The sequence below is a fragment of the Streptomyces rectiviolaceus genome (genome assembly GCF_039533825.1).
Classification (GTDB): domain Bacteria; phylum Actinomycetota; class Actinomycetes; order Streptomycetales; family Streptomycetaceae; genus Streptomyces; species Streptomyces rectiviolaceus.
Genome location: NZ_BAAAUG010000063.1, coordinates 1 through 8796 on the forward strand (window position 1 = coordinate 1; position 8796 = coordinate 8796).

Annotated in this window: 7 protein-coding genes; all 7 read left to right on the forward strand. The window is 69.7% G+C overall.

Annotation, left to right across the window (positions count from 1 at the left end; translation table 11 throughout):
- The first annotated feature begins 245 nt into the window (after positions 1-245).
- On the forward strand, positions 246-1496 hold the full coding sequence (locus ABD378_RS18720) for a cytochrome P450 family protein (protein ID WP_344522058.1): 1251 nt from the start codon (positions 246-248) through the stop codon (positions 1494-1496).
- A gap of 73 nt (positions 1497-1569) precedes the next feature.
- Positions 1570-2850, forward strand: a complete 1281-nt coding sequence (locus ABD378_RS18725; RefSeq protein ID WP_344522059.1) for an activator-dependent family glycosyltransferase — start codon at positions 1570-1572, stop codon at positions 2848-2850.
- Between the two features lie 65 nt (positions 2851-2915).
- A complete protein-coding gene (gene rfbB / locus ABD378_RS18730; RefSeq protein ID WP_344522060.1) occupies positions 2916-3878 on the forward strand; it encodes a dTDP-glucose 4,6-dehydratase in 963 nt (320 codons plus the stop codon).
- 111 nt (positions 3879-3989) lie between these two features.
- Entirely contained in the window at positions 3990-4979 is a 990-nt protein-coding gene (locus tag ABD378_RS18735) for an ATP-binding cassette domain-containing protein (protein ID WP_344522061.1), read from the forward strand.
- On the forward strand, positions 4976-5806 hold the full coding sequence (locus tag ABD378_RS18740) for an ABC transporter permease (RefSeq protein WP_344522062.1): 831 nt from the start codon (positions 4976-4978) through the stop codon (positions 5804-5806). Before ABD378_RS18735 ends, ABD378_RS18740 begins: the two co-directional genes overlap by 4 nt.
- Positions 5807-5980: 174 nt before the next feature.
- Entirely contained in the window at positions 5981-6463 is a 483-nt protein-coding gene (locus ABD378_RS18745) for a glutathione peroxidase (protein ID WP_344522063.1), read from the forward strand.
- 36 nt (positions 6464-6499) lie between these two features.
- Positions 6500-8796, forward strand: a 2297-nt coding sequence (locus tag ABD378_RS18750; protein ID WP_344522064.1) for an ATP-binding cassette domain-containing protein, incomplete at its 3' end; no start/stop codon positions are given.

Below are 8796 nucleotides of genomic sequence, written 5' to 3' on the forward strand. Positions count from 1 at the left end.
ACCGCGGCGGCGGACAGCGCCGCCGTGCGCGCCGCGGCCGATGAGCTGGCGCGGTTGGCGCTGGGCACCAGCGCGCCGGGGGCCCGGCCCGTGTAGCCCGGCCCCGTGTAGCCCGGCCCGTGTAGCCCGTGTCGAGTGCCGCTGTAGGCACCCGGCCTAGCGTCGCAACTGGCGCTGGATCCCCTCGTGCCCGCGATGTCCACGAGCTCTTGAACCTATCCGGATCTCTCTCCCAGGACGGTGTCATGTTGACTGAGCAGTCGAACAGCGAATTGGGCCGGCATCTGCTGACCATCCGCGGTGTCCAGTTCATCTTCGGCGCCCAGGGTGACCCCTTCGCCCTGCTCCTGCGCGCCGGCGAGGACGACCCCCTGAGCCACGGCGAGCGCGCCCGCGAACTCGGCCTGCACGAGAGCAGCATCGGCGCGTGGGTCACCGCGAGCCGTGAGCTCGGTGCCAAGGTCCTCACCGACCCCCGGTTCTCCCCCCGTCACCCGGAGGAGGGCCCGCAGCACCACCCGGGTGTCGACGTCTGGGAGAACCCCCAGCTCTGCCACGTCACCCCGCTCGACGACGCCCACATCAACCACGACCCTGCCGCGTACGAGAAGCTGGCCGACGCCGCGGCCCCGCTGCTCGGCGCGGCGGCGCTCACCGAGCGGCGCCCGGAGATCGAGCGCGCCTGCCGCGAGATCCTCGGCAAGGCCGGTGAGCGGTTCGACCTGTACCGCGACTACGCCGTCCCCGCCGCGACCCGCGTGGTCTGCGACGTGCTCGGACTGCCCGCGGAGAGCCGGGAGCGGATCGCCGAGAGGCACGAGGGCCTGGCCGCTGCGCTGGACGCCGGACAGTGCCCGCAGCAGCTGACGACCGCCCGCGCGCTCCTCGAAGCGGTGGACGGTGTCTCCTCCGAGCTGTCCGGCCTGGTCGCCGACGGACGCGCCACCGGTCTGGCCGCGCTCACGGGTGTCCCGAAGGAGGACGCGGCAGCGATCGGTGTCCTCGCCGTCGTCGTGGGCATCGAGGTCACCGCCACCGCCCTGTGCAACACGGTGGAGACGCTCCTCGAGAACCCCGCCGCGTGGGACCGGATCCGGCAGGACCCGGCCCTCGTGGAGGCCGGGGTCCGCGAGGCCCTGCGCTGTGCGCCGCCGCTGCGCTTCGAGAGCCGTATCGCCCGCGAGCAGGTCGAGTTCGACGGGCAGACGATCGAAGAGGGCAAGCGTGTGGTGGTCCTCGTCGACGCGGCCAACCGCGACCCGGAGTCCTTCGACGATCCGAACGCCTTCGACCTCGACCGTGCCGACGGCGAACGGCAGCTCACGCTCCTCGGAGGAGCCGCCGCCCCGGTCACCGCCCCGCTGGTGCGGATCCAGACGGAGGCCGCGCTCCGGGTCCTCACGGAGGCCAGGCCCGGGCTGCGCCGCAACGCCGAGGTGCTGCGCCGCATGCGGTCGGCGGTGCTCGGCGGCATCCTGCGGTTCTCCGTCTCATGACCTCCGTGACCTCCATGGCCCTCATGACCAGCGCCACGGCCGGGCCGGCCACCGAGTGGGAAGGAGGCTCCCCATGCGGGTGCTGTTGACCGCCTTCGCGCAGGACGCCCATCTGAACGGCATCGTCCCGCTGGCGTGGGCCCTGCGGACGGCGGGACACGAGGTGCGGGTCGCGAGTCAGCCGGCCGCGGTCGAGTCCATCACCCGGGCCGGTCTGACGGCCGTGCCCGTGGGCGGGGACCACCGGATGGACGACGTCATCCGAACGGTCGGACCCGGGATGCTCGTGCACCACCTGGAGCGGGACTACCTGGAGAACCGTCCCGAGCGGCTGAGCCTGGACTATCTGCGGGCGTCCAACGCCATGCTGACGGCCACCTTCTACGCGCAGATCAACAACGACACGATGATCGACGCGCTGGTCGACTACGCCCGGTTCTGGAAGCCGGACCTGGTGCTCTGGGAGCCGTTCACCTTCGCCGGAGCCGTCGCGGCCAAGGCGAGCGGGGCCGCGCACGCCCGGCTGCTGTCGTTCCCCGACCTCTTCTCCAACGCCCATCTGGCGCTGCGCGAGCGCCAGGCGAAGGTGCCCGGCGAGCTGCGCGACGACCCGCTCGAGGAGTGGCTCGCCTACACGCTGGAGAGGCACGGGGCCGACTTCGACCCCGACGTGGTGACGGGACAGTGGTCGGTCGACCAGATGCCTCCCGGGGTGCGGATGGAGCTCGGGCTGCCGACCGTGCCGATGCGCTACGTCCCGTACAACGGCCCCAACCCCGCGGTCGTACCCGACTGGTTGAGGGAGCCGCCGGCCCGGCGCCGGGTCTGCCTCACTCTCGGACTCACCATCCGCGACACCGAGTTCCCCAACGCCATCGACGTGAACGACGTCTTCGCGTCGATCGCCGACCTGGACGTGGAGGTGGTGGCGACGCTGAGCGAGAAGGAGCTTGCCCAGGTGTCGCGGGTTCCGGACAACACCCGCGTGGTCGACCACGTGGCCCTGCTGGCCCTGATGCCGAGCTGCTCGGCGATCGTGCACCACGGCGGCGCGGGCACCTGGGCCACCGCCGCCGTCCACGGGGTGCCGCAGGTGGCGCTCGGCTGGATGTGGGACGCGATCTACCGGGCCCAGCGGGTGGAGGAGCTGGGCGCGGGGCTGCACCTGCACTCCGACGGCCTGAGCGTCGAGGTGCTGCGGGACAAGCTGGTCCGGGTGCTGGAGGAGCCCTCCTTCGGGGAGGGCGCGCGGCGGCTGCGGCGGTCGATGCTCGCGGCGCCGAGCCCCAATGAAGTGGTCCCGAGGATCGAGAAGTTGACCGCGCGTCACCAGCCGGTGGCCACCGGCCGATGACGGCGTCCGGCGGAGGGAGCGGGCGGTGCCCGCCCCTTCCGCCCCACAGCGGAAGGAGAACAGGCGTGAACATCCTGGTGACCGGCGCGGCCGGTTTCATCGGCTCGTACTTCGTCAGAACGCTGCTGGACGGCGGGTACCCCGGGCACGAGGACGACCGGGTGACCGTCGTGGACAAGCTGACCTACGCGGGGACCCTGAGCAACCTGCCCGCGGACCACCCGAGGCTGACCTTCGTCCACGGTGACATCTGCGACACGGCGCTGCTGGAGAAGGTCTTCCCCGGGCATGACGCGGTGGTGCACTTCGCCGCGGAATCGCACGTCGACCGCTCGGTGGAGGGCGCCGAGGCGTTCGTACGCACCAACGTGCTCGGCACCCAGGCGCTGCTCGAAGCGGCCCTGCGGCACGACGTCGGCGTGTTCGTCCAGGTCTCCACGGACGAGGTCTACGGATCGATCGACGAGGGGTACTGGACGGAGGAGGAGCCCCTGCTGCCGAACTCCCCGTATGCGGCGTCCAAGGCATCGGCGGATCTGATCGCCCGCTCGTACTGGCGCACCCACGGCCTTGACGTGCGCATCACCCGGTGTGCCAACAACTACGGCCCCGGCCAGCACCCCGAGAAGCTGATCCCGCTGTTCGTGACCCGGCTGCTCGACGGGGAGCGGGTTCCGCTCTACGGGGACGGCGCGAACGTCCGGGAGTGGCTGCACGTCGACGACCACTGCCGCGCAATACGGCTGGTCCTCGACGGCGGGCGTGCGGGGGAGATCTACAACATCGGCGGCGGCACCCATCTGACCAACAAGGAGATGACGGGCCGTCTTCTCGAACTCTGCGACAGGGGCTGGGAGTTCGTCCGGCCCGTGGAGGACCGCAAGGGGCACGACCTGCGGTACGCGGTCGACGGCACGAAGGCCGAGCGCGAACTGGGTTACGCGCCGCGCCGCTCGCTGGAGGAAGGGCTGCGCGAGACGGTCGCCTGGTACGCCGGGCACCGTGATCACTGGCATCGGTCACCGTGATCCGCCTGCCGCAGGGGCGCTCCAGAGGGTCGTGCTAAAACTTGAATAATCCGAGTGGCCTCCCCTATGCTCGCAGGGTACCCAAATTTGAGCACCCAAGAAGGGGTGAGCATGGCCGGCGCCGACCTGGCGATCCAAACCGAAGGTCTCAAGAAGAAATACGGTGACAAGGAGGCACTCGCCGGACTCGACCTGAGCGTGCCGCGCGGCGTCGTCTACGGGCTCCTCGGCCCGAACGGCGCCGGCAAGACGACCGCGGTCCGCATTCTCTCCACCCTCCTGCGGAGCGACGGGGGAACCGCCCGCGTCGCCGGGTATGACGTCGCCTCCCAGGCTGCGCAGGTCCGCTACCGCATCGGACTCCTCGGCCAGCATGCGGCCGTGGACGAGGACCTGAGTGGCCGTCAGAACCTGGTGATGTTCGGGCGGCTCTACCACATCGGCAAGCAGGCGGCCCAGCGCCGGGCCGACGAACTCCTGGAGCGGTTCGGCCTCGCCGACGACGGCGGCAAGCCGGCCAAGCAGTACTCCGGCGGTATGCGGCGACGCCTCGACCTCGCCGCCAGCCTCATCCTGGCGCCCTCCGTGCTCTTCCTCGACGAGCCCACCACCGGACTCGACCCGCGAGGCCGCAACGACGTCTGGAAGTCCGTCCGCGGTCTGGTCGCCGAAGGGCGAACGGTCATGCTGACGACCCAGTACCTCGAAGAGGCCGACCAACTCGCCGACATGATCTCGCTGATCGACAACGGCAAGGTCGTCCAGACCGGCACTCCGGACCAGCTCAAGAACAAGATCGGCGGGGACCGGATCGACGTCGTGCTGCGCCGGCCGAACGACCTCGACGCCGCGCTCGGCCTGATCACCTCGCTGCTCCAGGCGAAGCCCGAGACGGACGTCGACAACCGGCGCATCAGCGTCGCCGTCGAGGACCGGGTCGTCGCCCTCACCGCCGTCGCCCGCTCCCTGAGCGACGCGGGCATCGAGGCCGAGGACATCGCCCTGCGCCGCCCGACCCTCGACGAGGTGTTCCTGAACCTGACCGGAAACCAGACGGCGCCGACCGCCGAGCCGAGCCGCAAGGAGGTCGCCCAGCCGTGAGCGCGATCGTCGCACCCGAAGTGCCCACCAACCCCTTCACCAAGCTGGGCTGGGTCCTTGCCGACTCCTGGACGCTGACCCTCCGTGGATTCGCGCACTGGGCCCGCAACCCCACCCAGATCCTCGCCGGACTCGCCTTCCCGATCCTGATGGTGCTGCTGTTCGGCGGCATCTTCGGCAGCGGCATGCAGATCGAGGGCGGTGGGAGCTACATGGAGTTCCTGATGCCCGGCATGTTCGTCATGTCGATGGCCTTCGGCATCGGCGAGACCATGGCAGGCGTCACCGCGGACGCCTCCAAGGGCGTCACCGACCGGTTCCGCTCCATGCCCATGTCGGCCGCCTCGGTCGTCATGGGCCAGAGCATCGTCAACATGCTCTACAGCACCGTGGTCCTGATCATCCTCATGGGCTGCGGCGCCATCGCCGGGTGGAGCTGGAACGACGGCTTCCTGCCGGCCCTCGGAGGCTTCGCGCTCCTGCTGCTGCTGCGCTTCGCCCTGCTCTGGGTCGGCATCTACCTCGGCCTGATCATCAGCTCGCCGGAGGGCGCATCCGCCGTCTACACCCTGCTGTTCCCGCTCGGCATCGTGGCCAACACCTTCGCCTCCCCGGAGATGATGCCGGGCTGGCTGGCCACCATCGCCGAGTGGAATCCGCTCTCGTCGACGGCCCACTCCATCCGTGAGCTGTTCGGCAATCCCGGGGTCGGCGGCACGTCCTGGATCGCCGAGCACGCGATGCTCATGGCCTTCGTCTGGCCGGTCGGGATCTTCCTGATCTTCTTCCCGCTGGCCGTCCGCAAGTACCGCGCCCTCAGCCGCTAGTCGCAGGCCCCACGTACCGGGGTGTGAGCCGGCCCATCCCCCGCGTCGGCTCACACCCCTCGACGTCGTGTTCTCCTCGCCGCCCCGGAAGGCGCCCACCCTTCGAGCGGCGTACGAGATGCCCGCGACGCGACATCGACCGCGTCAGGACCGGGCGAATCTAGCGTGCACCGCATGACTGTCTTCGACATCGCCATCACGGACCTGAACGGCCGCTCCGACCTGCTCTCCCGGCACCGCGGCCACACCCTGCTCGTCGTCAACGTCGCCTCAGGATGCGCCCTCGCCAACCAGTACGCCGGCCTCGAGGAGCTCGCCGGGAGCCACCGCGACGACGGGCTCGTCGTCATCGGAGTCCCCTGCAACCAGTTCGGCGAGCAGGAGCCGGGCACCTCCGAGCAGATCGCCGAATTCTGCTCCGCGCGGCAGGTCACCTTCCCGCTCACCGAGAAGATCGCCGTCAACGGAGCCGACCGCCACCCCCTCTACGCCGCCCTGACCCCCTTCGCCGACCCGGAGGGCCACACCGGGGACGTGCGCTGGAACTTCGAGAAGTTCCTCGTGTCGTCCGCCGGTGAACCCGTGGGGCGCTTCGCCCCCACGGTCGAACCCCAAGATCCCGAGCTGGTGAGCGCGATCCGCGCGCGCCTTCGGTGAGCTCGATGAGTGAAGCGATTCCAGAGAGGACGATTCGTGAACCACACGCCGGTATCCGAAACCGACGAGGGCATCCAGGTCATCGGTGCCCGTGAGAACAACCTGAAGGACGTCTCACTGGTCATCCCCAAGAACCAGATCACGGTCTTCGTCGGAGTCTCCGGCTCCGGAAAGTCATCCCTGGTCTTCGACACCGTTGCCGTGGAGGCCCAGCGGCAGCTCAACGCCACGTTCCCCTGGAACATCCGGCACGACCTTCCCAAGTTCGAACGGCCACACGTGGACGCCGTCAAGGAACTCACCACCCCCGTCGTGGTCGACCAGCGCCCCCTCGGCGGCAACGCCCGCTCCACCGTCGGCACCGTCACCGACGTCTACACCGTGATGCGGGTGCTCTTCGCCAACCACGGCAACGACGGCCTCGGCCAGACCTGGCTCTACTCCTTCAACGACCCCAAGGGCATGTGCCCCGAGTGCGAGGGACTCGGCCGAGCCAGGCGCCCCAACCCCGAGCTGATGATCGACCTCGACAAGTCGATCGCCGAGGGTGCCATCCTGCTGCCCGGATACGCGGTCAACAGCGTCAGCTGGCAGTTCTACGCCAACCACGAGCACCTGCAGGTCGACAAGAGGCTCGTGGACTACACGCCCGAGGAAATGCACACCCTCATGCACGGCAGCACGGGCACGGTCGAGGTGGCGTACCCCAACGGCAATGTGCTCGCCCTGAAGTACGAGGGGCTCGTCGACAGCTTCGTCCGCCGCTATCTCAAGCGGGACACCGCCACCATGAGCAAGTCCTCCCGCGAGCAGGCGGCAGCCTTCTTCACCGACGGCCTCTGCCCCACCTGCGGCGGCGGCCGGCTCAACCAGAAGGCCCTCTCCACCCAGATCGACGGGCGCAACATCGCCGACTGGTGCCAACTGCAGGTCAGCGACCTCGTCCTGGTCGCCGCCGAGCTGGAGAAGCGGCTCGACACCCCGCTCGTCACCACCATCCGCGAGACGCTGGAACAGATCCAGGCCATCGGCCTCGGCTACCTCACCCTCGACCGCCCCACCCCCACCCTGTCCGGCGGCGAGGGCCAGCGCCTCAAACTCGTCAACCACCTCGGCAGCGAACTGACCGGCCTCACCTACATCTTCGACGAGCCGAGCGTGGGCCTGCACCCCCGCGACGTCAGCCGCCTCAACGACCTGCTGCGCGCGCTGTGCAACAAGGGCAACACCGTCCTCGTCGTCGAACACGACCCCGACATCATGGCGGTCGCCGACCACGTCGTGGAGATCGGCCCCAAGGCCGGGGTGCACGGCGGCACGATCGTCTTCGAGGGCGCCTACGAGAAGCTGCGCGAGGCCGACACCCTGACGGGGCAAGGACTGCGGCGCAACGGCGGGATCAAGGAGAACCCCCGCACGCACGACCTGGCGCTGCCCGTCCGCGACGCCAAGGTGAACAACCTCAAGAACGTCTCCGTCGACATCCCGGTCGGCGTCCTCACCGCCGTCACCGGAGTGGCAGGCGCCGGCAAGAGTTCGCTGATCGCGACCGCCTTCCGCGGCCAGTACCCGGATTCCATCTTCGTCGACCAGTCGCCGATCGCACGGTCCTCGCGCTCCACCCCGGCCAGCTACCTGAAGCTGATGGACCCCATCCGCAAGCTCTTCGCCAGGGTCAGCGGTGAGGACGCCAGCCTCTTCAGCTTCAACTCCAAGGGCGCGTGCGGGGAGTGCGAGGGACGGGGCGTGCTGATCACCGAGGTCGCCTACATGGACCCGGTCACCACGCACTGCGAGAGCTGCCAGGGCCGCCGCTTCAAGGAGTCGGTGCTGCGGCACCGGGTGAGCGGCAAGAACATCGCGGACGTCCTGGAGATGTCCGCCGAGGAGGCGTCGGAGTTCTTCTCGTCGGGCCCGCTGCACACCAAGGTCAAGGGCCTGCTGGAAACCGGAATCGGCTACCTCGGCCTCGGCCAGTCGCTCGCCACCCTCTCCGGCGGTGAGCGCCAGCGCCTCAAGCTCGCCGACCGGCTCGCGGGCACGGGCAGCGTATACATCCTCGACGAGCCGACCACCGGCCTCCACCTCTCCGACATCGACATGCTCATCGGCCTCCTGAACCGGCTCGTCGACCGGGGCAACACCGTCGTCGTCATCGAGCACGACCTGGCCGTGCTCTCCCAGGCGGACTGGGTGATCGATCTCGGCCCGGAGGGCGGCAACACCGGCGGCGAGATCGTCTTCACCGGTACGCCGGCCGAACTCGCGCGCGCCACCGGCTCGCACACGGGGGCGCACCTGCGGCTCTTCCGCGACGCGGCACTCGCGCCGGT

Bases quoted from the DNA above. Each gene is read 5' to 3' on its own strand.
- ABD378_RS18720 (WP_344522058.1), top strand. From the start codon at position 246: ATGTTGACTGAGCAGTCGAACAGCGAATTGGGCCGGCATCTGCTGACC.
- ABD378_RS18725 (WP_344522059.1), top strand. From the start codon at position 1,570: ATGCGGGTGCTGTTGACCGCCTTCGCGCAGGACGCCCATCTGAACGGC.
- ABD378_RS18735 (WP_344522061.1), top strand. From the start codon at position 3,990: ATGGCCGGCGCCGACCTGGCGATCCAAACCGAAGGTCTCAAGAAGAAA.
- ABD378_RS18745 (WP_344522063.1), top strand. From the start codon at position 5,981: ATGACTGTCTTCGACATCGCCATCACGGACCTGAACGGCCGCTCCGAC.